The 24,351-nt window shown below is 36.6% G+C and carries 25 protein-coding genes; 3 read left to right on the top strand and 22 right to left on the bottom strand.

Annotation, left to right across the window (positions count from 1 at the left end; genetic code table 11):
- Window position 1: 1 nt before the first annotated feature.
- The 8 genes from AC6UD1_RS00750 to AC6UD1_RS00715 form a co-directional block, all read right to left on the bottom strand.
- Window positions 2–2,227, bottom strand: coding sequence for a RelA/SpoT family protein (locus AC6UD1_RS00750; protein ID WP_500706419.1), 2,226 nt, complete (start codon window positions 2,225–2,227; stop codon window positions 2–4).
- Window positions 2,228–2,233: 6 nt separating this feature from the next.
- Entirely contained in the window at window positions 2,234–2,977 is a 744-nt protein-coding gene (locus tag AC6UD1_RS00745) for an RsmE family RNA methyltransferase (RefSeq protein WP_500707079.1), read from the bottom strand.
- Window positions 2,978–3,934, bottom strand: coding sequence for a 50S ribosomal protein L11 methyltransferase (gene prmA / locus AC6UD1_RS00740; RefSeq protein ID WP_500707078.1), 957 nt, complete (start codon window positions 3,932–3,934; stop codon window positions 2,978–2,980).
- A 36-nt stretch (window positions 3,935–3,970) separates the two neighbouring features.
- The gene (locus tag AC6UD1_RS00735; RefSeq protein WP_500695594.1) at window positions 3,971–4,294 is read right to left on the bottom strand and encodes a hypothetical protein; all 324 of its coding nucleotides are present in this window, start codon (window positions 4,292–4,294) and stop codon (window positions 3,971–3,973) included.
- Between the two features lie 152 nt (window positions 4,295–4,446).
- Entirely contained in the window at window positions 4,447–4,833 is a 387-nt protein-coding gene (locus tag AC6UD1_RS00730; RefSeq protein WP_500693823.1) for a VOC family protein, read from the bottom strand.
- 97 nt (window positions 4,834–4,930) lie between these two features.
- The gene (locus tag AC6UD1_RS00725; RefSeq protein WP_500707077.1) at window positions 4,931–5,293 is read right to left on the bottom strand and encodes a hypothetical protein; all 363 of its coding nucleotides are present in this window, start codon (window positions 5,291–5,293) and stop codon (window positions 4,931–4,933) included.
- A 20-nt stretch (window positions 5,294–5,313) separates the two neighbouring features.
- Entirely contained in the window at window positions 5,314–5,628 is a 315-nt protein-coding gene (locus AC6UD1_RS00720) for an acetyl-CoA carboxylase (protein WP_500707076.1), read from the bottom strand.
- Window positions 5,621–6,919 (bottom strand): Y-family DNA polymerase, encoded by a 1,299-nt coding sequence (locus tag AC6UD1_RS00715; RefSeq protein WP_500707075.1) that lies wholly within the window; start codon window positions 6,917–6,919, stop codon window positions 5,621–5,623. Before AC6UD1_RS00715 ends, AC6UD1_RS00720 begins: the two co-directional genes overlap by 8 nt.
- Window positions 6,920–7,047: 128 nt before the next feature.
- Here AC6UD1_RS00715 and AC6UD1_RS00710 point away from each other — a divergent pair, with 128 nt between their 5' ends.
- Complete coding sequence (locus tag AC6UD1_RS00710) at window positions 7,048–7,497, top strand: sunset domain-containing protein (protein WP_500695590.1); 450 nt, start codon at window positions 7,048–7,050, stop codon at window positions 7,495–7,497.
- Window positions 7,494–8,276, top strand: coding sequence for a DNA/RNA non-specific endonuclease (locus AC6UD1_RS00705; RefSeq protein WP_500707074.1), 783 nt, complete (start codon window positions 7,494–7,496; stop codon window positions 8,274–8,276). Before AC6UD1_RS00710 ends, AC6UD1_RS00705 begins: the two co-directional genes overlap by 4 nt.
- Before the next feature lie 45 nt (window positions 8,277–8,321).
- Here the strand turns inward: AC6UD1_RS00705 and pnuC are convergent, their stop codons facing one another.
- The gene (pnuC, locus tag AC6UD1_RS00700; RefSeq protein ID WP_500707073.1) at window positions 8,322–9,086 is read right to left on the bottom strand and encodes a nicotinamide riboside transporter PnuC; all 765 of its coding nucleotides are present in this window, start codon (window positions 9,084–9,086) and stop codon (window positions 8,322–8,324) included.
- 294 nt (window positions 9,087–9,380) lie between these two features.
- Here pnuC and AC6UD1_RS00695 point away from each other — a divergent pair, with 294 nt between their 5' ends.
- A complete protein-coding gene (locus AC6UD1_RS00695) occupies window positions 9,381–9,650 on the top strand; it encodes a hypothetical protein (RefSeq protein WP_500696632.1) in 270 nt (89 codons plus the stop codon).
- 812 nt (window positions 9,651–10,462) lie between these two features.
- Here the strand turns inward: AC6UD1_RS00695 and AC6UD1_RS00690 are convergent.
- The 13 genes from AC6UD1_RS00690 to nusA all read right to left on the bottom strand — a co-directional run bounded on the left by AC6UD1_RS00690 (window position 10,463) and on the right by nusA (window position 24,351).
- On the bottom strand, window positions 10,463–10,948 hold the full coding sequence (locus AC6UD1_RS00690; protein WP_500707072.1) for a GNAT family N-acetyltransferase: 486 nt from the start codon (window positions 10,946–10,948) through the stop codon (window positions 10,463–10,465).
- 29 nt (window positions 10,949–10,977) lie between these two features.
- Entirely contained in the window at window positions 10,978–12,816 is a 1,839-nt protein-coding gene (gene lepA / locus AC6UD1_RS00685; RefSeq protein WP_500693832.1) for a translation elongation factor 4, read from the bottom strand.
- A gap of 115 nt (window positions 12,817–12,931) precedes the next feature.
- Entirely contained in the window at window positions 12,932–14,077 is a 1,146-nt protein-coding gene (gene dnaJ / locus AC6UD1_RS00680; RefSeq protein WP_500707071.1) for a molecular chaperone DnaJ, read from the bottom strand.
- Window positions 14,078–14,174: 97 nt separating this feature from the next.
- Entirely contained in the window at window positions 14,175–16,034 is a 1,860-nt protein-coding gene (gene dnaK, locus AC6UD1_RS00675; RefSeq protein ID WP_500707070.1) for a molecular chaperone DnaK, read from the bottom strand.
- A gap of 39 nt (window positions 16,035–16,073) precedes the next feature.
- Complete coding sequence (grpE, locus tag AC6UD1_RS00670; RefSeq protein ID WP_500707166.1) at window positions 16,074–16,655, bottom strand: nucleotide exchange factor GrpE; 582 nt, start codon at window positions 16,653–16,655, stop codon at window positions 16,074–16,076.
- On the bottom strand, window positions 16,652–17,695 hold the full coding sequence (gene hrcA, locus AC6UD1_RS00665) for a heat-inducible transcriptional repressor HrcA (protein WP_500707069.1): 1,044 nt from the start codon (window positions 17,693–17,695) through the stop codon (window positions 16,652–16,654). The genes grpE and hrcA overlap by 4 nt, the downstream gene beginning before the upstream one ends.
- A 90-nt stretch (window positions 17,696–17,785) precedes the next feature.
- Window positions 17,786–18,736, bottom strand: coding sequence for a riboflavin biosynthesis protein RibF (gene ribF / locus AC6UD1_RS00660; protein WP_500707068.1), 951 nt, complete (start codon window positions 18,734–18,736; stop codon window positions 17,786–17,788).
- 8 nt (window positions 18,737–18,744) lie between these two features.
- On the bottom strand, window positions 18,745–19,656 hold the full coding sequence (gene truB / locus AC6UD1_RS00655) for a tRNA pseudouridine(55) synthase TruB (protein ID WP_500707067.1): 912 nt from the start codon (window positions 19,654–19,656) through the stop codon (window positions 18,745–18,747).
- Between the two features lie 62 nt (window positions 19,657–19,718).
- Window positions 19,719–20,072, bottom strand: coding sequence for a 30S ribosome-binding factor RbfA (gene rbfA / locus AC6UD1_RS00650; RefSeq protein WP_500693838.1), 354 nt, complete (start codon window positions 20,070–20,072; stop codon window positions 19,719–19,721).
- Between the two features lie 21 nt (window positions 20,073–20,093).
- Window positions 20,094–22,607, bottom strand: a complete 2,514-nt coding sequence (infB, locus tag AC6UD1_RS00645; protein ID WP_500707066.1) for a translation initiation factor IF-2 — start codon at window positions 22,605–22,607, stop codon at window positions 20,094–20,096.
- Window positions 22,608–22,630: 23 nt separating this feature from the next.
- On the bottom strand, window positions 22,631–22,930 hold the full coding sequence (locus AC6UD1_RS00640; protein ID WP_500693840.1) for a L7Ae/L30e/S12e/Gadd45 family ribosomal protein: 300 nt from the start codon (window positions 22,928–22,930) through the stop codon (window positions 22,631–22,633).
- Entirely contained in the window at window positions 22,917–23,219 is a 303-nt protein-coding gene (rnpM, locus tag AC6UD1_RS00635; RefSeq protein ID WP_500695579.1) for an RNase P modulator RnpM, read from the bottom strand. Before rnpM ends, AC6UD1_RS00640 begins: the two co-directional genes overlap by 14 nt.
- A gap of 19 nt (window positions 23,220–23,238) precedes the next feature.
- A complete protein-coding gene (gene nusA, locus AC6UD1_RS00630) occupies window positions 23,239–24,351 on the bottom strand; it encodes a transcription termination factor NusA (protein WP_500695578.1) in 1,113 nt (370 codons plus the stop codon).

Below are 24,351 nucleotides of genomic sequence, written 5' to 3'. Positions count from 1 at the left end.
CTCATCCTTCCGTTCGTTTAACTTCATAAACATCAGGAACAGCACTCACACTATCAATAATGCGATTTAGTTGTTGAATATTTCTTACGCCCACAGAGACTCGGATAGAAACAAGGTCTTCGTGAATGACCTTTCCTTCAACTGAATTCAAATTCTTAGTAGCAGAATTAACTCGTTTTAAGATATCGTTTAAAAGACCACTTCGGTTGTACCCTTGAATCTCTAAATCACTACTATAAGTAATGACATTATTATCAGTTTTACGCCAACTAAGATTAATAATTCGATTATTACCATTCTTTGCTTGAATTAAGTTAGGACAATTACTTCTATGAACTGAGATACCATTTCCCATTGTGATGTATCCTTCAATGTCATCTCCTGGAACCGGATCACAACAACGACTGATATGAACTAATAGGTTGTCAACGCCTTGAATCTTGATGTTATCTTCTGGTTTCTTTCCTTGTTCTGCGTCCTCACTCTCATGTGAGATGGTTTTATGACCTTCTAATACATCACGTTCGGCATCTTTTTGTCGTTTCTTCTCAATTTCATCTTTTTCTGGTTCTAGTAAACGATTAACAACTCCGTTAGGTTGAATATCACCAAACCCAATGGCTGCATATAAATTATCGATACTTGTATAATGCATTTCATTGATAACACGGGATAAATTATCATCAGTTAAAATGGTAGCCGGATCAAATCCAGAATCGACAATTTCTTTTTCAAGTATTTCTCTTCCAGAATTAATGTCATCATCGTGACTACTCCGTTTGAAAAATTGCTTAATCTTATGCTTAGCACGACGCGTTTTAACCATGCCCATCCAGTTTTTGCCAGGACCGTCGGAGCTACTGGAAGTGATAATATCAACAATATCTCCATTTTTAATTTCATAATCTAGGGGAACTAATTTACCATTAACTCGTGCCCCTGTGGTTGAATTACCAACATCCGTATGAATTGAGTAAGCCATATCAATCGGAATTGACCCCTTGGGTAATTCAATAACATCACCTGATGGAGTAAAGGCATAAACTCGGTCGCTAAATAAATCCCCTTGGACACTATCCATGAAATCAGAGGCGTCCTCTGACTCCTCTTGAATTTCAATGATCTTTTTAAAAAGATTGAGTTGAACATTGTTTTTATTACTTTCAACCTCGTCCTTTTTACCTTCTTTGTAAGCCCAGTGAGCAGCAACACCGTATTCAGCAATTCGATGCATTTCCTCAGTTCGAATTTGAATTTCAAGTGGTTTGCCTTCAGGACCAACAACTGTAGTATGCAACGATTGATACATATTAGGTTTGGGCATTGCAATGTAATCTTTAAACCGATCTGGAAACGGTTTCCATTCAGTGTGGATCGCACCTAAAACTGCATAACAATCCTTTACTGATTTCACAATCACCCGAACAGCCAGTAGATCATAGATTTCTTTAAAATCTTTATGTTTGTCATGCATCTTCCGATAAATGGAGTAGATATGTTTAGGCCTTCCATAGACTTCTCCCTTGATTCCCAGTCCTTTTATCGCTTGTTGCACCTTTTTTACAGCGTTATCAACATAGGCCACTCGCTCATTCCGCTTAGAATTCATCAAATCAACAATTTGATAGTAATCATCAGGCTTTAAGTAACGCAAAGAAAGATCTTCTAATTCCCACTTAATCGTTCCAATTCCGAGCCGATCGGCTAAAGGGGCATAGATATCTAAAGTTTCTTGAGCAATTCGCTTTTGCTTATCTGGGCGAAGAGCATCTAACGTTTCCATGTTATGCAATCGATCTGCTAATTTAACAATCATTACTCGAATGTCTTTGCACATTGCTAGTAATAGTTTCCGGTGATTTTCAGCAAGTTGTTCTTTACTCGATTTATACTTAATCTTACTAAGCTTTGAAACTCCATCAACGATTAATGAAACGTGTTTACCAAAAAGTTCAGTAACATCTTCAATCGTTGCACCGGTGTCTTCAACCACATCATGAAGAAAACCAGCCGTGATCGTTTCTGCATCCATATGAAGATCAGTTAAAATGCCTGCCACCTCAACAGGATGATTAATATAAGGCTGCCCAGAAGCACGTTCTTGCCCCTCATGAGCAATTTTGGCAAATTTATATGCTTTTTTTATCATTTGAACATCACTATCATCAAGATACTCAGAAGCATCACGAAAGATTTCTTGTGGTGTCCATTCTTTAATTTTCGACATTATATCCTACTCACCTTGTTTTAATTCTAATATAGTTGAAACGGCTGATAAAAAATATAAAGGTGCTGATTCAGTTCGCAAAATCCTCGGCCCCAATCCGACGGGCACAAAACCATCTTGCTTTAATTGTTCGATTTCTTTAAGTGAAATTCCACCTTCAGGTCCAAAAAAAGCGGTCAAGCTTTTGCCAGGCTTCATTTCCGACACACATTCATACAATTTACTGTTTTCACCCTGTTTAGCCGATTCCTCATAGGCCACAACTTTTTGATCACTACTAAGTTTTTTTACCTTAGTGATTGAATCGGTGTACTTCACCATTGGAATAACATTTCGGTGAGATTGTTCGGCAGCACTTTGAGCAATTTTTTGAAGTCTCTTAATCTTCTTAGGTGCCCTATTCCCCCATTTAGCAATTGACCACTCAGTAGGCACAAAAATAATCTCACTGACCCCCATTTCGGTTGCCTTTTGCGTGATGAGGTCGGCTTTGCTCGCCTTCGGAATTCCACAAATAATCGTTACTTTAACCGGAAGTTCAGTATTTTGACTAGTTACATCAACAATCTTAATTGTTGAGGCCGTTTCATCAACTAATTCCCCAATATAAATAATATTTTGACTAGAAACAAACTCCGCCTTGGTTCCAGCTTTTGCTCTCATAACCCCAACAAAATGATGTGCCACATCGTTTGGAAGTTTAACAATTTGACCCACTTTTAGTGGCTTATCTAAAAAGTAGTGTTGCAATTAATTAACCTCAATATCTTTCTTTGCAATTACTGATCGCCAATCATCCATACTTAAAACTTGATCAACCTTAAAATGATGTTTTTTTAGCGCGTCAATCACTAGCTCTAATTTATCGGCAATAATACCGGAAGTAATGAACACGCCACCTTCATTTAAACATTGTTCTGCTTGCGGGATTAACGGAATGATAATCTCAGCTAAAATATTAGCTACCACAATATCTGCTTTTTCATCGATTCCATTTAACAAATTATTAACACTAACGTTGATTCCCTTCATCCCAGAATTTAATTCAATGTTTTTTTCAGCTGATTTAACGGCCACCTTATCGACATCATAAGCATTTATATTGCCAGCACCAAGTTTCCTCGCTGCAATACATAGCACTCCAGATCCAGTTCCAACGTCAAACACTCTTTCGTTTCCTCTAATAACAATCTCAAGTGCTTGCATGGCAAGTTTAGTAGTAGGATGGGTGCCGGTTCCAAATGCCATTCCAGGGTCTAATTTTACCATCAACTCGTCAGAGCTTTTGACATCATAGTCTTCCCAACTTGGGACAACGGTTAAAAATCGTGTCACCCGTTCTGGATGATAATACTTTTCCCAAGATGTCGCCCAATCCTCATCTTTTACATCATGAACATTTATCACATTTTTACCAGGATTCAAACCGAACCGCGTTAAATCAGCAACTTTTTCATGAATCTTTTTTACGGTCGCATCTACCTCAATATCATCCTGAAAATAAGCACTTACTTTAGCGTTAACTAGATCGTTATCAGCTTTAGAATCTCCCAATTCATACTGATCCCAATTAGATTCTCGTTTTAAAACCTCATAATCATTTCTATCATTAATCTGAACTCCATTTGCTCCAAAGTCCATTAAAATATTAGCGACCGCATCAACTGCTTCGTGACTGGTTTCAACTGAAATCTCGACTAAGTTCATTGTTATCCCTCATTCTTTTTATAAAAAAAGCACCCGTTAATTGGATGCATTATTTTTATTGTCCTCAATTTTTTTAAGCTTCTGCTCGTGTTGTTTCAAATGACCAGCCAAATACTTAAGCAATCCTCGTTCTGTCTTAAAAATCCGAGGATGCTTTTGTTTATGCAATCGAAGATCAATTTCCTTAATTCTTTGTCGCCCTGTCCATCCATGGCCATAACGAATAATGAGCCGATTATTTAAATTATCTTTACCGAAGCGAAATACATAGACGTTATCTGGAGTAATTAACGGTCTGATATATGTTTTTTTGTAATGATATCCTTGATCGCGCAAAAATCTTTTAGTTTGATCTAACATATTCATCCTCCTCTCATATTTTTAATAAAACTCGTTCTTAAAACCTTTAGTCTATATCATAATGGAGATATATTTAATTGGCAAGCATCTAACTTCCAGCAAACAAAAAGACGTGTATCGCCACGTCTTAATATAAACATTCAAACTATAAACTAAACAATTTGACAGAATTCAATTTTTTCGTGGTTAGGCCCATAAATGTTAAAGAAACGGATTCCCTTATCCCAGAATGGACGAGTATCAATTTCATCTTCCTGAACATCTAAGCCCATTTTCTTAGCTTCTTTAAACGCTGCGTCAGCATCAGTAGTGTTTAATGAGATATGGTTAATAGCGCCATCTTTATCAGCAACTGGATCGCCCTCCCATGTCTCAATCATTAAATTGCCATACTTCATAAAAGCACAACGATTTCCTTGATACATGAATTGACCAGCTTTATCAAAACCTAACTTCTTATAAAAATCAATCGTTTCATCTAAATCTTTTGCTGGAATACCAACATGTTGGATGCCGGTAAAGTAATTACTAAGTGCCATAATAATTCTCCTTATGATATATTTTTCACCATATGTGAAATCTCTAACAACTACATTGTAAGACATTAACGATAAATAATAAAGCCATCATCCTAGTTTATTTTATTAATTTAGCACTCACAATTTCATTCCATTTAAGAATTTGGTCTCCCACAATTACTAAGTTCTTATAATACCCTTTCATCCTACCGATAATTTGTTCCACTTTTAGTTCGTTTTTGTCATAATAAGCATACTGTAGTTCCACTTTCAGTCGACTGACAAATGATTTTTGCAGAATTTCATCAATTTTTGAGTGATCCATCTGATCATCTAATTTTCTGGTTTGCTCATTATCCTTTTCTTTCTTTATTTGATTTAGTTTACTGGTATGATCTGATAAAAAATAACCCTGCCATTTTTTAATCCCACGATCATGATAATCAAACTTAAAAAAATCATGTACAGCTTCTTCGTTCATAACGTTCTCCTAACTTTAAGTTAATCTTGAATTTTCTTCTGTGAATCAGGCCAAACCATGTCATCAAAATTACGATAATAAATGGTTAACAGGTTATATTCAGTTACATAATTAACTACCCTTTCTAAAAGTTCTAAGTCATAATCAGAAATAACATAGATTGGCTGCGATCGTTCCTGTTGATACTTCTTCTTAGAACTCAAAAACCAATCGTACTCTTTATCAAAGGTGTTATTAACAATCATCATCCAGTAGCGGGTCTTAGGAATTCGCAAAAATAGATGATTAATATGGGATAAAACTTGATTCCCAATAAAAATCACATCATTACTCATAAGAATTGCCTCCATTGTGTCCGCCAACCAAATTAGATCTTGAAATTGCGGTAGCACCGACACACAAACTATTGGCATTTAATAAAGCCGTGTTACCAAACCGTTTTCGAATTTGATCACCGGTTTTATTTAACACATTTTGTTTAATCATATTTTGATTATCCTTAAATAGGTTTAATTGTTCTCCGCCCTTATTTGAGAGATGACTGTAGTAAACTCCAATATTTCGCACAACTTCACCGTGCCAGTTCCTTTCAAACAATTCAATTAAATAACGACCAAGGTCATGATCATCATCTGTTGGTTCAACTTTCATTGACTGAGAAAAACCATTGCTACCAGTAAGCTGTTTTATTGAAAAAGAAAAGCCAACCCATAACGTCACACATCCGACTTGTAGTCCATGATTACGAATTCGTGAAGCAACCTGACTCGCAATTTCTCTAATAACAACTTCAATCTCATCCCGTTTAACGTAATCACGTGGAAGTACCTGAGAATTACTGTAACTTTTTTCTTTAGTATGCAGGGGTTGTCTCAAGTTACTTCGATCAATTCCCCATGCAGTGGCAAATAGCTGTAATCCAATGACTCCCATTTTTTCTTTCAACAGATACGGGTTAGCATGCGCCAATTCATATATATTATTAATATGAAGTCGCTTTAGATGGACTTTGGTTCTTTTTCCAATTCCCCAAACATCCGTTAGTCTATTGATATTCCAAATCTTATCAGGAACATCTTCGTAATGAATCTCACCAATCAGGTCGTAATCATGCTTTGCATAAACGTCTAACGCTAGCTTAGCTTGAACGGGATTGTCACCAATCCCAACCGTTGTATACAGTCCTAAACGGCTTCTGACCTCCTCTTGAATTTTAAGAGCCACTTCCCTCAAACTACTACCAAACAATCTCCAAGTATGAGTCATATCCAATAATGACTCGTCAATTGAGTATGGCAAAATGTCATGTTCATCAGTAAATTCAGCAAAAATATCATTAATTTGTAGATTCTTTTTAATGTATAAGTTCATTCGTGGAGGAACAATCAACAACCTTTCATCATCAGGAAGATCACGCTGACGACTAACGTTGCTAATCCCAAATAACTTTTTTGCCATAGGAGAAGCTGCCAGTATTAATCCGCCATTTGTATTAGCTTGTTCCGACATAACCACCAAAATCGAACGAAGTGGATTAAGTCCACGTTTAACACTCTCACAACTTGCATAAAAAGACTTGTTATCAATGAAAAAGTAAACACCATGAGGTTCATCATCATAATTCAAAATATCACCTACCGAACATCTGTTCGTATTAAATATTACTATCTTTCATTTGCTTTGTAAATATAATTTTTTGCTTTTATTTTTTATGATATTCTAATTGTATTAAGTAGAAACGGAGCATAATAACCATGCATCGAATCAAGAAAGCAATAATATTAATCGGCTGTACCTCATTACTGTTCACTACTCCGGCAGTAATTCTGTCTGCTTCAAAATCTAGTAGATCAGAATTAATTTCCCAGAAAAAAGCACTCATTGAACAGAATCAACAACTATCAAAACAAATCAATCATACGGAAAATGATCTAAACAGTAGATATGTATCGATTAACCCAGTCTCAAATGTCAAAACAAACGACTCCGATACCTTAAAAACAAAACCTACACCAAATCATCAAGATCAAAGTAATAGCAATGACATCAATACTTCAAACGCTCAGCGAATCGTTGGAAATAAAAATTCACACATTTATCATGTCCCTGGCCAAACGGGTTACAAAATTAACAGCCAAAACGTCATCTACTTTAATTCGGAGGCAGACGCACAAGCAGCTGGATATCGGAGGGCTAAACGATGAAAAAGTTCCTGCTATTTCCAATCATGGTATTATCCTTATTACTTGCTGGATGTTCACAACAAACCAATTCAAAAGAACATAAAAGCCCCCATGATAATGAAAGTACCCAGCAACTTGAAAAAAGCATTAATCAACTTCAAGGGCAAGTTGATACTAAAAGATCAAAGCTTAAAAAACTTCAATACCAATTGAAGCATGCACCAGATTTAAAATTAAGTGACTTAAATTACGACGGAAATCAAGAAGTAGAAGTTGATCACAATAATCCTAATTTTTCTACTGAAGAATTGCGTAATGAACACCCCTGGTTACGATTTAGTAACCTTGATCATCTTAACCGAGCCACCGATGCTAACGGTATGTTAAACGTTAAAACAATGCCCACTAAGAAACGTGAACCACTTACCTTTAATCCCACTGGATGGCACAATAAACACACCAACAGTGGTTGGTTATATAACCGAAGTCATCTGATTGGTTACCAACTATGTGGTGAAAACAATAATCCCAAAAACTTAATAACTGGGACAAGGACGTTAAATTCCCCATTAATGCTTTATCATGAGGATGATATTGCTACTTATCTAAAAGAAAATCCAAATAACTACGTTAGATATCAGGTCACTCCGATTTATCGAAATAATGAATTACTTAGTCGTGGTGTCCAAATGAGAGCCCAATCAGTCGGAAGTAATCAAATTCACTTTAACGTGTACATTTTTAACGTCGAGCCAGGATACAATATTAATTATCAAACTGGATACAGTACCAAATCATAAAAAAAGGACAGTGACCATCTAGTCACTGTCCTTTCAATTTAAATATTAATGATTGGTTGGTTTCGTATGGAACCATGCAATGTTTTTGTCAAAAAAGCTTAACAAGTCATTACATAAGTACAAAATGTAAGTTAAGAATAACGTCCAATTGGCACCACCCTGATATGCAGTAATGCCCCACAGAATAATCGAGAAAATCCCCTGGGCAAGCCAGAAATAATAAGTATCCCGAAACCTTAAAGTCGTAAGTAAAGCACCAGTAATTCCAATTGTGGCCGCAAAACTATCTACAAAAGGACGAGGGCTATCACTGTATCCATGCTCCCAGGCATATAAAGCTCCTAATACTACAACAAAGAAAAGAGCTGTCAACCCCCAATTCATAAACGTTTTTTTAAGGTTACCCTTAACAGTCAATTTCTTAATATGTTCATCAACATTAGTAGCCCAACTAGGAATTAACAAGACCGGAATATCCAAAAGTACAATGTATGTAGTTTGGAGAATAATATCATTGTAATTCTTAGCAGTGAATGCAACATAGATATAAATCAAAGCACTAATCAAACCAAAAATTCCATTTAATGGTTTCGTATTAGTAATTGAAATGGTAGTAGTAAATCCGAGCATCCCCGCTAACATCGTCATAATCGCAATAAACGAAAGTGGTTGTGTGACAGTTGATCCAGCAATGACTCCCAAACCAAATAGGAGCAACAAATAGCTTTTAAAGCTCCAACCTTTCATCTGATTGACATACCAATTAGGCTTTAATATGTCATAAGCCGCAACGTTGTTTTTCTCTGACATAAATAATCATCCCTTCGACAAATTTGAATTCACTTTTCATCATTACACACTTATAATCTCTAAACAAATTTGCTAACAACCCTAACTTTTATAAATTGGCCCAACATTGGTCCATAAAAAAATTTTTTTATTTTTATAGCTTCATTTTTTATTCGATCATAAGAGAGAAATTGATAAAAAAATTCAAAGTGTGACAAATTAAGATAAATGTATCATTTATAAAATATAAAAGATATTGTAAATGCAAACAAAAAATATGTATAATGAATAATGAAGTATAAAGGAGGAAATAACATGCTAGTAAATGTCCCATTTGCAATCAAAGCCGATGGAGTTCATGATCTTAGAAAAGTTACCGTAAAAATGCCATCTGGTGAAAAAGTAGAATTAGACGCCGTCACCCTTGACGATATTGATCGTGATCATGAACATCTTTTAACCATTACAAAAGACGCTAAACATGAATTGGGAGCTCCTGGTGAAAGTATTTCCTTTGATGAATTCGGTGAAAAGAACTCATTCCCATCAAATAATACGGTTGTGTTCATGGCAATTCCAAAATAAAAAGAAGTACTACCTAACAGATAGTACTTCTTTGGTAAATAAGCATCATAATTATGAGAATTCCCTGGTAAAATTTCGTAAAGTGTGATTAAATATAGAGTGTAGATTAGAGAGGTAATAAATTTCTGTCACATTCTCAACATTCACATCAGCTAAGGCTTTCCACTCCTACTGCTTATTAGTCTTAGACACGTGTGCTCTTTTATTTCATAGATCTTTACTTATTAGATTGTTACTTCTCATAACTATGCTACAGTTCTTGAACCTCTCTAATCGTAGAAAGCACTCTATTTGAGTGCTTTTTTTGTACATTCAAATCCCCTGGCGTGAATTCTTTAATCTTTACCTTACTTTTACAGTATATTATATTAGCTGTTACTAATCAAGTATATAAGTAAAAAATATCAAAATATACTCCTTATAAGAGAACACAAAGACTAATCATAAAGCAATTTTTATCTTATAAAAAATTTTTCTAAGAAATTTTTACAATTATATTGTTTCCCATATCACATATCTTAACACCCATGACAACGGGATTAATAGTGGCAATTCATAATTAAAAACAAAGAACCCTTTCGTTTGATAGTTGGAAAAGTTAGTCATATCACTTCATTAGTGTACTCAATCCAATTGTGTAATCCATAACATTAACTAATGATTTTCATAATCATAATACCGGCATTTCATGAAATTTATTAACAATTAACGGAAAGAATAATATCATTTAAACTAAAAAACCACTATTCTATAATAGTGGTTTTTAGTACTAAATAAAATAATAAATTTTAATTTTTAAAATATCATAATTATTATTTAAAAAGCGGTTCGTGGGCCATATTTACATGTTCAACATTTCCCTCAATGAAAACTTCTCCTTCTGGTCGAAAGCCAAATGAAGCATATAAATTTTCAACGTATTTTTGTGCCTCAATAATAATCTCTTTATGAGGATATTTTTCTTTAATAACCCTCATCACTCTCTGAACTAATTTTGTTCCCAAATGTTTCCCACGTTGTTCGGCAGAAACAGCAATTCTTCCAAAAGTTATATAGTAATCTTGTTTATATATTCGACCATAAGCAATAACGTGATTTTGATCGTTAAGCAAAAAAACATGCCATGCCTTCTTGTCATTATCATCAATATCCTGCAAAGTAATCTTTTGTTCTACTACAAACACCTCGCATCTCAGTTGATAAATATCAAATAATTCGTTCAAAGTTAATTGATCAAATGACTTTACCATCCACATATATTCACTTCCAATCATCAAATTTAACTTATTATAACCCATAATTGTTAGTATCAAAAAAGCGGCAACTACTATTTGTCGCTTTTTTGGTCTTCATCAGTTTGTAAGACAGCCATGAAGGCTTCTTGGGGAATATCAACCTTTCCAACCGCTTTCATCCGCTTTTTCCCACGTTTTTGCTTCTCAAGTAACTTCGCTCTTCGATCAGGGTCACCAGTATGAATTCTAGATGTCACATCTTTTCGATAAGCTTTAATATTAGTCCTAGCAATAATGGTAGCGCCAATTGCTGCTTGAATTGGAATTTCAAAATTTTGTCTTGGGATAATACTCTTGAGTTTTTTAACAATTTCACGACTTCGGCCGGCAGCAAACTGTTTATGGGAAATAAAACTTAAAGCATCGACCTTATCACCGTTCAATAGAATATCCACTTTAACTAGATCACTTTGTCGATACTCAGATAATTCATAGTCAAGTGATGCATAACCATGCGTACTTGATTTTAATTTGTCGAAAAAATTAAAAATAATTTCTGATAAGGGCATTTGATAAATGACATTCACTCTGGCATCGTCTAGATACTCCATCGTGACAAACTGACCACGTCGATCTTGACACATTTCCATCACAGCACCAACATAATCGTTTGGCACCATGATACTAGCCTTAACAAATGGTTCCTTAATATCCTTAATTGCTGATACATCTGGCATTTCAGATGGATTTTCAACTTCAAGTGTACTTCCATCATTTAAATCCACATGATAAGTTACTGACGGAGCCGTAGTAATTAAATCCAGCCCAAACTCGCGTTCCAGACGTTCCTGAACCACGTCCATGTGAAGTAATCCAAGGAACCCACAACGAAATCCAAAGCCCAGTGCTTCAGACGATTCCGGCTCAAATTCAAGTGAAGCATCGTTTAGTTTAAGTTTTTCAAGTGCTTCCCTTAAATCACCAAACTTCGCATTATCAGTTGGATACAATCCAGCATAAACCATGGGAATCATTTCACGGTATCCTGGTAGAGCTTTATCAGTTGGATTGTTTGCGTCAGTAACTGTATCGCCAACTCGCGTTTTAGTGATATCTTTAATGCTGGCAGTAATGTATCCCACATCCCCAGCCATTAAGTACTTTCGTTGAAGTGGCTTCGGCGAGTTAACACCAACTTCTGTGACTTCATATTCACTTCCACTGTTCATCAAGCGAATTTGATCTCCAGGCTTTACGACTCCATCATACAAACGAACACTTAGTACTACGCCACGATAATCATCGTAAACTGAATCAAAAACCAACGCCTTAAGCGGACCCTCAATATTTCCCTTTGGAGCAGGAATCTTTTTAACAATTTCCTCTAATAAGTTCTCAACCCCGAGTCCAGTCTTGGCACTAATCTCAACCGCATCAGAGGTATCCAATCCAATCACATCTTCAATCTCTTTTTTAGTTTTCTCGGGCTCTGCTGAAGGCAAATCAATTTTATTAATGACAGGAATAATTTCAAGATCATCATCCAAAGCCAAATAAACGTTAGCTAAGGTTTGGGCTTGAACTCCTTGAGTGGCATCAACAACCAGTAAAGCACCCTCACAAGCAGCCAGACTTCTAGAAACTTCATAAGAAAAGTCTACGTGTCCGGGAGTATCAATCAAATGAAATACATAATCAATCCCATCCTTACCATGATAAGTTAACTCAACCGCATTTAACTTGATGGTAATTCCACGTTCCCGTTCCAAATCCATATTATCCAAAATTTGATCTTGCATGTCCCTTTTAGAAACAGTGTCAGTCAACTCCAAAATTCGGTCGGCTAAAGTTGACTTACCGTGATCAATATGAGCAACAATAGCAAAATTTCTCGTCCGGCGTTGCTTTTCCTTCATTTTTTTATAATCCACGATATTTTCCTACTTTCATTATTAATTCGTCCAAGTCGTTACTATTATTATAACAACCCGATATATGTATAACAAACAAATAAAGGAGCGGTCTTTAAACCGCTCCTTTATTTGTTTATTTAAAAGCATCTTTCATTTTATCAAAGAAATTCTTGCCTTCTTCAACATTAGTATCACCACTAGCTTCAGCTAAGGCTTGTAAAGCAACTTTTTGTTTAGAGTTAAGTTTCTTTGGCGTCTGAACCTTAACTTTTACCATTTCATCACCATTACCATTTCCATGAAGTTTAGGCGCACCTTTCCCTCTTAAACGGAAGACCGTCCCAGTCTGGGTGCCTGCAGGAATTTTCAAATCAACGTCACCATGAACGGTTTTAACTTTAATTTCTCCACCTAAACCAGCAGTGGCAAATGAAATTGGTTGATCAAAGTAGATAGTAGATCCGTCTCTTCTAAAGTACTTGCTTTGAAGAACTCTAAAGATCACGTACAAGTCACCATAAGGACCGCCATTTTCACCGGCATCACCTTGACCCTGCATGTGCATTTGCTGTCCCTCTTCGACACCAGCAGGGACCGTAACTTCAAGAGAATGTTGTTTCTCAACTTTTCCAGTACCACCGCAGGTTGGGCACTTCTCTTTAATTACTTTTCCAGTGCCGCCACAAACTGGACATGGTTCCTGGGTCTGCATCTGACCGAGCGGGGTATTAACCGTTTTAGTAACATAACCGCTTCCATGACAGTTAGAACAAGTCTCTGGTTTAGTCCCAGGCTTAGCCCCAGTGCCATGGCAGGTCGGACAAGTTTCTTCACGATTATACTTAATGGTCTTTTTAGTCCCAAAAACAGCTTCATCAAATGTAAGTGTCATCTGATATTGCAAATCTCGTCCACGACGCGGTGCAGTTGGGTCAGCTTGACGACGTCTTCCGCCACCACCAAAAATATCATTGAAAATATCAGAAAAGTCACCAAATCCGGCATCTTGTCCGCCTGCACCAGCACCGGCTCCGCCACCAAAGCCTCCAAATCCTTGGGGACCATCAGCTGAACCATACTGGTCATAATTGGCTCGTTTCTTTTTGTCACCTAAAACTTCATATGCTTCGGTTATTTCCTTAAACTTTGCCTCTGCATCTGGAGCTTTATTAATATCTGGATGGTATTTTTTTGATAATTTTCGATAGGCATGCTTAATGTCATCTTCACTGGCGCTTTTGTCCACGCCTAATACTTTGTAATAATCTTTATTAGCCATTAGTTCGCCTCCAAGCTCAAATAATACAACAAAAAGCCAAAGCCCATCAAACTGACTTTAGCTTTTCATCAATTGTTAATAGCCTCAATTGCCACAATTATTTGTTGTCATCATCATGGACTTCATGGTAGTCACCATTAACAGTATTATCATCATTTCCATTAGATGATCCACCGTTAGAGTTATTTCCACCTTGTTGTCCTTGATCAGCTTGGCCTTGGTTTTGTTGATACAATTTAACTGCTAATGCTTGAACCTTTTCGTTCAAAGCATCCTTTTTAGTCTTCATTGCATCAGTATCGCCATCTTCTTTAGCTTTTTTGAGTTCGTCTTCAGCATCCTGAGCGGCTTTAATCTCATCATCTGAAACTTTGCCTTTAACATCTTTCAATGTCTTATCAGTCTGGAAGATCAATTGGTCAACTTCATTATCTAGATCAACCTTGTTCTTCTTTTCCTTGTCGGCATCTTCATTTGCTTCGGCTTCTTTCATCATCTTATCGATTTCGTCGTCTGATAGACCATTGGAATCTTTGATGGTGATTTTTTGTTGTTTTCCAGTTCCCTTATCTTTAGCAGAAACATTTACAATTCCGTTTTTATCGATATCAAAGGTAACTTCGATTTGAGGAACACCTCTTGGCGCTGCAGGAATATCAGTTAATTGGAATCGACCTAATGATTTATCATCAGCGGCCATTGGACGTTCACCTTGCAAAACATGAATGTCAACGGCCGTTTGATTATCAGCAGCAGTTGAGAAAGTCTGTGACTTGGAAGTTGGGATGGTTGTATTTCTATCGATTAACTTAGTGAATACACCACCCATCGTTTCAATACCAAGTGATAGTGGAGTAACATCAAGTAAAACAACATCCTTAACGTCACCAGTAATTACTCCACCCTGAATAGCTGCACCTAAAGCAACAGCTTCATCGGGGTTGATTGAATGACTTGGTTCTTTACCAGTCCACTTTTGAACTTCCTCTTGAACAGCAGGAATTCTAGTTGAACCACCATTAAGAATTACTTGGTCAATATCACTAGCTGAAAGTCCAGCATCCTTCAAAGCATTGTCTAAAGGAGCCTTAGTCTTTTCAACTAAGTCAGAAGTTAATTCGTTAAACTTAGCACGTGTAAGCGTGGTTTGTAAATGAAGCGGACCATTTTCACCAGAAGAAATGAATGGAAGTGAGATTTCAGTTTGAGTTACACCTGACAAGTCTTTCTTAGCTTTTTCAGCAGCGTCTTTCAAACGTTGTAAAGCCATCTTATCTTTCGAAAGGTCAACCCCATTTTCCTTCTTGAAGTTATCGATTAACCAGTCCATGATTCTCTTATCAAAGTCATCCCCACCTAAGTGAGTATCACCATTAGTTGAAAGAACTTGGAAGACACCGTCACCTAATTCAAGGACGGAAACATCAAAAGTACCTCCACCTAAATCATAAACCAAGATTTTTTCATCTTTATCTTTTTTGTCTAAACCATATGCAAGTGAAGCAGCCGTTGGTTCGTTGATAATTCTTTTAACATCAAGCCCAGCAATTTTACCAGCGTCTTTAGTAGCTTGACGTTGTGCATCATTAAAGTAAGCAGGAACGGTAATAACAGCTTCACTAACAGTGTCACCAATGTAATCTTCAGCATAGCCTTTAATGTATTGAAGGATCATAGCTGAAATTTGTTGTGGGGTATATTCTTTTCCGTTTGCCTTTACTTTGTAACCTTGCTCACCCATGTGACTCTTAATTGATACAACAGTATCTGGGTTAGTAATTTCTTGACGCTTAGCAACTTCACCAACTTGAATCTCGCCATCTTTAAAAGCAACTACTGATGGGGTCGTTCTTGATCCCTCTGGGTTGGTAATAATTTTTGGTTCATTACCTTCCATAACGGCTGCAGCTGAATTAGTTGTTCCTAAATCAATTCCAATAACTTTATTACTTGCCATAACTTAAACCTTCTTTTTATATATTTAATAACTATTTAATTACTGTGCCACTACTACCATTGCTGGTCTTAAGACCCGATCAGCAATTTTATAACCGCTTTGAAGTACTGATACTACGGTTCCCTTTGGATGTTCATTACTTGGAGCAACCGTTTGAACAGCTTGATGAAAACTAGGATCAAATTCCACTCCATTAGCATTAATTTCCGAAATATCATTATCCTTCAGAGCTTTTTCAAGATGTTGTTGGACCATTTCGATCCCTTTTTTGAGTTGCTTACCGTTTTCGTCAGAAACGTCAACGTCAAGAGCTCTTTTTAAATCATCCATCACAGGCACAACGTCTTTAGCAAGATCTTGTGCACCATACTTTGCTAAATCAGCACGCTCTTTTTTGTTTCGATTTTGAATGTTCTGAATCTCAGCTTCTGCTCGTAAGTAGTTGTCTTGAACTGAATCTAGTTGTTGATTTAGTTCATCAATCTTTTTTGCAGAATCATCTTTCTCGTCTGTTTTGACTTCTTGCTCTGACTTACTCGATTCATCAACATTTTCCGTTTTATCATCTAAATCTTTACTTTGCTTTTCCTTATCGCTCGCCATTTTGAACCTCCTTTTTATTTATCATAATTATCATAGTATCCATTGATTCGTTTCTGAAGTTCATCTTTAAACGCATCAACTAGACCCAAAACCTTAGGATAAGACATTCTGGTAGGGCCAATTACAGCAATCCTACCAACACCATGAATCCCAACATCATAAGTTCCAGAGATAATACTATAATTTTTCAATAAATCATTTCGTAGCTCAGAACCAATCATAACTGAAATGGGTTTGGATTCATTATCTAAAATTTTTGCCATATTCGAGTTATTTCCAAACATTGAATAAAGTGGCTTAATATTTTTTAGATCGTTCTTATCATCCATTGTATCCAATAAATTCATTCTTCCACTAACAAAGAAATGGTCTTTAAGCGATTTATTAATGACGTATTCAAAGGCTCCAACAAAGTTTTCTGAAGAAGTTAAATAGTGTCTAATTTCGTCAGGAATTGTACTTTTAAGTGCCTCTAAAACTTCCGGAATTGTCTTACCAAAAAGCTTGTCATTAACCAAATTAGTTACTTGAAGTAACTTATCTTCATCAATTTGGTGATTAGTTATAAAGGGCTGACTTTCAACTTGCCCATCATTCATCACCATAATTGCCATCACTTGGTGATCGGCTAACTTAATTAGTTGAAAATGTTGTAAAGTTTCGGTATTAGTCTGTTCTGGACTCAAAGTCATCGCGGTATAATCGGTCAAGCTGGACAAAATATCAGCAGATTGTTTAACAATATCATCAATTTGTTGAAATGTTCCTCCCAGAGCATTATGAATCACACTTTTTTCTTCATTGCCAACCAGTACAGGATTAACCAAATTATCAATGTAATATCGATATCCTTCATTTGAAGGAACTCTTCCAGACGAAGTATGAACTTTTTGAATCAAATTTTGACCACTTAAAACTGCCATCTCATTACGAATGGTAGCCGAACTAACATTCATTGGGAGTTGATCAGCCAAGCGTTTTGATCCAATTGGAACACCATTGTTAGTATAGTCATCAACAATGTACTTTAGAATCATATCTTGTCTCTTTGTGAGCATTCTTACCACCTCTTTTAGCACTCTTTATTATCAAGTGCTAACGTACATTTATACCTTACCAAAGGTATTAAAGAACGTCAAGAAATAAGTTTACTGGTGAGAATTAATGTATTTCTTAAAATAAGATCGGGTGTTACTTTCATCAATTTTTAATTGATCAATCAACGGTTTCCGCCCCTGATATTTGACCTCGTCTCTCATTTTCGATAACCATCTAACTCTGACGTGATTACCATAGATATTTTGATCGAAATCCAAAATATTAATTTCTAAAGTAACTGGATTATCATTTCCAAACGTCTCATTTTTGCCAATTGATGCCATCGCTTTGTACCACGTACCATTAACTTCAAGCTGGACCACATACACCCCAAGTTTGGGCAACTGCTGTTTTGCCGAATACTCAACGTTAGCAGTGGGAAAACCTAATTCACGACCACGAGCAAATCCATGAACAACCACTCCGTCATTTTCGAATTCATATCCCAAAAGATCGTTAACCGTCCGGATGTGTCCCTGTTCAAGATTTCGACGAATCCTAGTAGAACTAACCTTCTTGTCGTCCATTTCATCAGCGGCCACACTGACTACATCAAATCGCTCCCTGGCATATTGAGGGAGTTCTTTCATGCCCGCATTTTGTTCTCCATAAGTATGATCAAATCCTGCTATAACCGTATCAGCATTCAATCCAATCAAATAATTATCAACGAATTCTTGGGGATTTTGATTTTGAAAAGCAAAGTTGTAATTGATGACATAGACCACATCAACCCCCAGTTGCTCAAATAAATGTAATTTACGATTAAGCGGGGTTAAATAACGTTTTTCATTTCCATCCAACTTCTTGTACACTAACGACGGGTGATGATCATAAGTTAAAATTGCCAAAGGAAGTTTTTTTTGTTTAGCAATTTGTTTAGCTTGATTAATCACTTTTTGATGTCCCAGGTGAACTCCATCAAAAAACCCCATGGCAATGACTTGGGGAAGATTTTTTTCGTTCTTATCAAGTGGGTATGATAAATAATTGACTTCCATAATTTCCTCTAATCTAACTCAAACATTTTTTTGGGCTTATAATTATTTTCCTGTTCATTTCTATAATACAAAGCTCGATCAATATTATTATACTTTAAAACTATCACTTCATCTTGACAAGCGATCTCATCAATACTTAAAAAACCGCCATTTTGAACACGATTCCACTGCTCTTTATTAATCACAATAGTCTTAAAATCTTTAAGAGCATGTGAAATTGGAAAAACAACTTTATTGATTTGATTAGAATTCATGGCTTCTTTAATATCTTTAAAAGTTACTGTATCGCAAAGATTAAATCCACCACTTTTAGTCCGAGTTAAACTTGACATCACAGCTGGAATTCCAACTTTTTTTCCAAAATCAGTTGCCAAAGTTCTGATATAAGTTCCCTTTCCACACTTCACCTCAAAATTAAAGGTTTGGGTGTGAGTATCACGATTGTAGGAACTCGCATTGATACGAACAAATTGACTAACGTTAATTTGTCTTTTAGGCCGATCAACTTTCATACCAGCACGTGCGTACTCATATAACCTTCTTCCATTCACTTTAACAGCGGAAAACATGGGAGGAATCTGGGTCGAAATCCCCAAAAATGATTTCAAGACTTCGTCAATTTCTTGATCTGTGATTGGCTGAAAATCAAAATTAGTATCAATAATTTCACCATCTAAATCCTCGGTAGTAGTGGAAAAACCTAACGTAATTGACCCACTATAAACCTTCCCTGATTGCATTAAATAATCAACTACTTTAGTGGCATGGCCCAAACAAATCGGTAAAACTCCATCTACATTAGGATCAAGTGTGCCACTATGGCCCACTCTTTTTTGTCCAATAATGTGTCGAATCTTACTCACACAATCAAAGCTCGTCATTCCCCTAGGCTTATACAAAGGGATAATTCCAGTGACCAATTCACTCACTCCTGTACCATATACGCAAAAAAGACCGGAAATAAATATTTCCAGTCAATTTTTTACTTATTTTTTTTATTTAAATTATCAATCAAACGATCAATCTTACTTCCGTATTGAATGGATCCATCCCGTTCAAAATGAATCTCTGGAGTAACGTAGATACTTAACCGATGACCTAACTCGCCTCGAATTAAACCAGTTGCTTTATCCAAGCCCTTTTGAACCTTTTCTTGTTCAGACTTCTTGTCAGATAAACTACTGTAATAAATCGTAGCTTGTTGCAAATCACCAGTAACTTCAACACCAGTAATAGTTACTCCTTGAACTCGTGGGTCACGAACACGCTTAAGTAAAATATCGTCGACTTCTTTTTGAATTTCCTGCTGTAGTCTTCCAACACGATATTGTGCCATGACAATCACTCCTTACGGTATCTACTTAGGTTGGACTTCTTTCATGTGGTATGCTTCGACTTTATCTCCAACTTTAATGTCATTATAGTTTTCAATCGTTAAACCACACTCAAAGCCTTGTTTAACCTCTTTAACATCATCTTTAAAACGCTTTAGACTACCAAGCTCTCCATCATAAATCACAACATTATCTCTAATCAGACGAACTTTGCTATCACTTTTTACGTACCCATCAAGAACCATTCCACCAGCAATCGTTCCAACTTTAGAAGCTTTATAAATTTGTCTTACTTCAACATTACCAGTAACTTCTTCTTCATAAGTTGGATCAAGCATGCCTTTCATTGCAGCTTCCACGTCATCAATGGCGTTATAGATAACTTGATAAAGGCGAATATCAACCTTATCAGTTTCAGATTGAGCCTTAGCTTGCGGAGTAGGACGGACATTAAAACCAATGATGATGGCATTACTTGCTTCAGCAAGTGCAACATCACTTTCGTTCACCGCACCAACAGAGGCATGAATAACGTTAACCTTAACTCCCTCAACATCGATTTTTTTGAGGCTTCCAGCTAAAGCTTCCACTGATCCTTGTACATCAGCTTTAATAATTACGTTAACCTGTTTCATATCTTCTTGTTTCATTGAATCAAACAAGTTATCAAGAGTAACACGGTTATTTTGCTTCCGTTCTTCGATTTGAGCTTCTTTAGCTCGTTCTTCTCCAGCAGCACGAGCAGTCTTTTCGTCATTAAAGACAACAAAACGATCACCAGCTTCAGGAACATCATTTAACCCCGTAATTTCAACTGGAGTTGATGGTTTAGCATTCTTGATTTCTTTCCCGTTCTCATTAGTCATGGTTCGAACTCGACCAAAAGTGTCACCAACAACGATTGGATCCCCAACGTGCAAAGTTCCTTGTTGAACCAAAAGGGTAGCAACAGGGCCCTTACCCTTATCCAATCTTGCTTCAACGACTGAGCCAGCTCCATTTTGTTTTGGATTAGCCTTAAGTTCAAGCACATCGGACTGAAGTAAGATCATATTTAACAATTCATCAACATTAGTTCCATTTTTAGCAGAAATATCAACAAAAATCGTATCTCCACCAAAATCTTCAGGAACCAATCCATAGTTCATCAATTGCTCTTTAACATGTTGTGGATTGGCATTCGGTTTATCAATTTTATTAACTGCCACAATAATTGGAGTTCCCGCTGCTTTAGCATGATCAATTGCTTCAACAGTCTGTGGCATAACACCATCATCAGCTGCCACTACCAAAACAGTCACATCGGTAATGTCAGCCCCACGAGCTCTCATGGCAGTAAAAGCAGCATGTCCTGGAGTATCAAGGAAGGTAATGGTCTTATCTCCATGTTTTAACTGATAAGCACCGATAGCTTGAGTAATTCCACCGGCTTCACCTGCTGTAATGTGTGAATGACGAAGATAATCTAGTAACGTGGTTTTACCATGATCAACGTGTCCCATGATGGTAACAACGGGTGGACGGCTTTCTTGGTAATCGGTGTTATGCTCTTCTTCATTAAAGAACTTGTCAATATCTGATACATTAACATTTTCTTTTTCTTTAGCTTCGATCCCATAATCGGTGGCAAGAAGTTCAATGGCATCCTTATCCAAGGATTGATTCTGATTAACCATCATTCCCAGCATAAATAATTTTTTAACAATCTCTGCTGGTTCCCGATGCAGTAACTTACCAAGATCCTGCGCATTCATACCATCCTGATAGATTAAAACTTTAGGTAATGGACGACTCTTACGGGTTGGCGCCGCATTCTTTTTGTGATTCTGACGAATTCGTTGATTCTTAGAATACATATTATAACGATTATCGCGACGCTTATTACGCTTCTTGCCCTTTTTATTTTTGTTGCGGTTCAAACTACCACCAAATTTTCCACTTCCGTTATTATGTGGCTTAGAAGTATTATTAACCGGCTTCTTGCTTGCACTATTTGCAGTTGCGGGACGATTACTATTCGCATGGGTCGCACTTTGACTATTATTCGTGTGCGAATGTTGACTATTTTGATGATTGTTGTGATTAAAATGATTACTTGAATTCTGATTCCGGTGCTGACCACTAGTATGAATACCATTGCTATGAGCATTTTCTGGACGCTGATTACTTGTTTGCACATTATTTTGATGTTTATTTACTTGTTTATGTTCAGAATTACTTGGTCGATGCTGATTGTTAGAATGATTGCTTCTACCAAAATGATTGTTATTCTGACCATTTTCATGTTTTGCAGTATTGTGACCATTACTTCCGTTATGGGAGTCAGCAGTCTTTTTTGCTGGAGCATGCCGTTGTTCACTTCCACTGGTCGCTTTCTGACTATTCTTAAGCGCGCCTCGGACGGTCTTCTCCTGATTTGAATCAAGCGATGACATATGGTTTTTAACCGTAAAACCATTTGACTTAGCAGTGTCAATCACACGTTTACTAGGTATATTAAGCTCTTTGGCTAATTCATAAATTCTTTTTTTGGCCATATAATCACACTCCTTTACTTGTATTATTTTAATTCTTTAAATTTTTTCGAAAATCCTTTATCCTTAATCGCTACGATTGATCGTTTCATCCCAATCGCGTCGCTAAGATCATCTTTAAGCATACCAGTATTAACTGGAACTTCATAGAATTTACTTTTATCGAGAAACTTCTTTTTGGTACTTGCACCACAGTCTGATGCAATAAACAGGTAATTAATCTGTCCCTTTTTAATTGCATTCAAGACAATCCCCTCACCTGAGATTATTTTACCAGCTCGTCTTGCAATTCCCAATAAGTTTAAGACTTTATTATAATTTGTCATTATCAATCAATTCCTGTCGAGCCTGCTTATGGTCGACGTAACTAATAAGTTCATCATAAAAATCATTTGTTAAAGTTACATCAAAAACTTGATCAAGGATTTTATCCCGCTTGGCTTTTTTGGCAATTGTTACGTCAATTTTTACGTAAGCTCCTCGACCAGATTTTTTCCCAGTTGGATCGACTGACACATTACCCTCTTTATCACGAACAATTCTTACTAATTGTCGTTTAGGTGCCATTTCACCCGACACCACATCTTTTCGCATTGGCACTTTTCTTTTTCTCATAACAGTACCTCCTCAAAAATTATTCCTCGTTTTCGTCTTCATTTGATGAAACATCATCAGTAGAATGATTATCTTCACTGTCACTTTCGTCAGTGCCATCCATTTCTGATTCGGATTTAATGTCAATCTTGTATCCAGTCAGTCTAGCGGCTAACCGTGCGTTCTGACCACGTTTCCCAATTGCTAACGACAACTGGTCGTCTGGAACAACAACGGTGCAAGAACGATCGTCTCCATCTTTAAAAATAACGTCAATAACGTCAGCGGGTTTCAATGCATTGGCAATGTACTCAGCTGGATTCTCATCCCATTGGACAATGTCCATATTTTCTCCACCAAGTTCATTTACAATTGTTTGCACTCTGGTTCCTCTAGGTCCAACACTAGTTCCCACTGGATCAATATCAGAACTATTAGAACGAACAGCCACCTTAGCACGGTCGCCGGCCTCCCTTGCAATCGAGACAATTTCAACTGTTCCATCATAAATTTCGGGAACTTCTTGTTCAAAGAGTCGTTTTAGCATTCCAGGTGCAGTTCGACTTACAAAAATTTGTGGTCCCTTTGAGGAATTTTCAACGTTTGTAACATACACTTTTAACTTGTCCTGTGGACGATAAGTTTCATTTGGCATCTGATCATTTTTAGCCATCACGGCCTCAACTTGACCAAGGTTCATATACACAAAACGACTATCTTGACGTTCTACTTCAGCAGTTACAAGTTCATCTTGATACTTACTGTACTTGTCATAAACGGTCTCACGTTCAGCTTCACGAACCCTTTGAGTAATAACTTGTTTAGCGGTTTGGGCAGCAATTCTTCCGAAATTCTTTGGTGTAACTTCAAACTTAATTTCGTCACCAAGCTCGTACCCTTTATTAATCTTTAAAGCTTCATCCAAGCTAACTTCTAACCGTTGATCCTCAACCTTATCAACTACTTTTTTAACAGCGTAAACATGAATACTTCCAGTTTTTTCGTCGAAGTTAACTTCGACGTTCTGAGCCTGATCAAAGTTACGTTTGTAAGCCGAAGACAATGCTGCTTCTAAGGCATCGATCACAACCTCTTTTTTTACGCCCTTTTCTTTTTCAAGTTGATCAAGCGCACTTACTAATTCTTTACTCAT

This window comes from Fructilactobacillus sp. X8R1C1 (genome assembly GCF_059900945.1).
Note: the sequence above shows the minus strand (reverse complement) of the source record. Positions and strands in the feature narration are given on the sequence as shown.

Excerpts from the sequence above, each read along its gene's own strand:
- AC6UD1_RS00750 (WP_500706419.1), bottom strand. The coding sequence starts at position 2,227 with ATGTCGAAAATTAAAGAATGGACACCACAAGAAATCTTTCGTGATGCT.
- prmA (WP_500707078.1), bottom strand. The coding sequence starts at position 3,934 with ATGAACTTAGTCGAGATTTCAGTTGAAACCAGTCACGAAGCAGTTGAT.
- AC6UD1_RS00735 (WP_500695594.1), bottom strand. The coding sequence starts at position 4,294 with ATGTTAGATCAAACTAAAAGATTTTTGCGCGATCAAGGATATCATTAC.
- AC6UD1_RS00730 (WP_500693823.1), bottom strand. The coding sequence starts at position 4,833 with ATGGCACTTAGTAATTACTTTACCGGCATCCAACATGTTGGTATTCCA.
- AC6UD1_RS00725 (WP_500707077.1), bottom strand. The coding sequence starts at position 5,293 with ATGAACGAAGAAGCTGTACATGATTTTTTTAAGTTTGATTATCATGAT.
- AC6UD1_RS00720 (WP_500707076.1), bottom strand. The coding sequence starts at position 5,628 with ATGAGTAATGATGTGATTTTTATTGGGAATCAAGTTTTATCCCATATT.
- AC6UD1_RS00710 (WP_500695590.1), top strand. The coding sequence starts at position 7,048 with ATGCATCGAATCAAGAAAGCAATAATATTAATCGGCTGTACCTCATTA.
- AC6UD1_RS00705 (WP_500707074.1), top strand. The coding sequence starts at position 7,494 with ATGAAAAAGTTCCTGCTATTTCCAATCATGGTATTATCCTTATTACTT.
- pnuC (WP_500707073.1), bottom strand. The coding sequence starts at position 9,086 with ATGTCAGAGAAAAACAACGTTGCGGCTTATGACATATTAAAGCCTAAT.
- AC6UD1_RS00695 (WP_500696632.1), top strand. The coding sequence starts at position 9,381 with ATGCTAGTAAATGTCCCATTTGCAATCAAAGCCGATGGAGTTCATGAT.
- AC6UD1_RS00690 (WP_500707072.1), bottom strand. The coding sequence starts at position 10,948 with ATGGGTTATAATAAGTTAAATTTGATGATTGGAAGTGAATATATGTGG.
- dnaJ (WP_500707071.1), bottom strand. The coding sequence starts at position 14,077 with ATGGCTAATAAAGATTATTACAAAGTATTAGGCGTGGACAAAAGCGCC.
- dnaK (WP_500707070.1), bottom strand. The coding sequence starts at position 16,034 with ATGGCAAGTAATAAAGTTATTGGAATTGATTTAGGAACAACTAATTCA.
- hrcA (WP_500707069.1), bottom strand. The coding sequence starts at position 17,695 with ATGCTCACAAAGAGACAAGATATGATTCTAAAGTACATTGTTGATGAC.
- ribF (WP_500707068.1), bottom strand. The coding sequence starts at position 18,736 with ATGGAAGTCAATTATTTATCATACCCACTTGATAAGAACGAAAAAAAT.
- rbfA (WP_500693838.1), bottom strand. The coding sequence starts at position 20,072 with ATGGCACAATATCGTGTTGGAAGACTACAGCAGGAAATTCAAAAAGAA.
- infB (WP_500707066.1), bottom strand. The coding sequence starts at position 22,607 with ATGGCCAAAAAAAGAATTTATGAATTAGCCAAAGAGCTTAATATACCT.
- AC6UD1_RS00640 (WP_500693840.1), bottom strand. The coding sequence starts at position 22,930 with ATGACAAATTATAATAAAGTCTTAAACTTATTGGGAATTGCAAGACGA.
- rnpM (WP_500695579.1), bottom strand. The coding sequence starts at position 23,219 with ATGAGAAAAAGAAAAGTGCCAATGCGAAAAGATGTGGTGTCGGGTGAA.
- nusA (WP_500695578.1), bottom strand. The coding sequence starts at position 24,351 with ATGAGTAAAGAATTAGTAAGTGCGCTTGATCAACTTGAAAAAGAAAAG.